Consider the following 1137-nt stretch of genomic DNA (forward strand, 5'->3'; position numbering starts at 1 on the left):
CGCGGTCTTAATCGGCAACATATGATCTTGCTCGCTTAAAAGCTAGCATATTGCTTATATTTCTTACTCGTTGTTTGATTCAGTTTTCAATGATCCATTTTTGTTTCGCCGTTTTGGCGACGAAATATATCTTATCATTTATCGTTTCATGTGTCAACCATTTAAAACAATATTTTAAAATGAATTTCATTTTACCTGTTTGTTCTCAATGACGACAACGAGAAATAATATATCATACCTTTATTTTAATTGCAATACATCTAGTTAACTTTTATTTATATTATTTTTTCTACCTATATAAATTAGAGGACAAGAGATTTATTATAACAGCACTCTTACTTAAATTATGTTCGGGATAGTTACTATAATTTTGGATAGGGTTTGTTACGTGGTTTCTATTAAGTCTTATAGTTACAATAACACGGAGATGATATTCCAACTCAACATCGCGACATTATCTTGTGTTATTTGCAGAACAAACTTAGTGATATCTGTGGAATATAGAATATTAAGGTCATGATGCGTGAGGAAAAACTGAACAAGTGTGTTCTTCTACACAGATGTTAACTTTCAAGATAAAAAGCGAAACATCTTATTAAAATAACCAAAAAAAGTAGGAACCCTAATTCTAACGAATCTATTGGTGCCTACTTTATTTGTTTTTTAAGGTCTTTATTTTTCTACTTAATTAGTCGACTTTTACCTTCCGAGGAATGTATTTTCTTACGTCCTCCTCGTTAGCAACACGTTGATATAGCTGAAAAAGTAATTTATAACGTTGCTTCATTGCTTCTTTTACAACTTTATCAATTCGATGATCACCTAAATCCAATAGAAGCTCCTCTAATTCTCGTTCTATAACATGGACAAGCTCGACTTGCTCTTTATTATTAATTAATAGCCCTAACATAAATTGTTCACTCCTAATTTCTTTCTTACCTTTTAGTATTCAACTATCATGATTCTTGTATTCCTTTTTATTCAAATATTAAACATATCTATAAATAAGAGCGCATAGTTATTAGACAAGCTTACTTTCATTTATAGGAGCATTCCTGTAATGAAGAAATTTGAGGGTTGAACGAAAGAGAGCCCCCTTGGTATGATACGAGGTGTCCAAAGCTTCGAAGCAAAAAG

Annotated in this window: 1 protein-coding gene; it reads right to left on the reverse strand. The window is 31.3% G+C overall.

Translation table 11 applies throughout. The features are described 5' to 3' along the window. Positions 1-688 precede the first annotated feature (688 nt). Positions 689-910, reverse strand: coding sequence for a hypothetical protein (locus GGQ92_RS16255; protein ID WP_184251362.1), 222 nt, complete (start codon positions 908-910; stop codon positions 689-691). Positions 911-1137: the final 227 nt, after the last annotated feature.

Source organism: Gracilibacillus halotolerans, assembly GCF_014206945.1.
GTDB lineage: Bacteria > Bacillota > Bacilli > Bacillales > Amphibacillaceae > Gracilibacillus > Gracilibacillus halotolerans.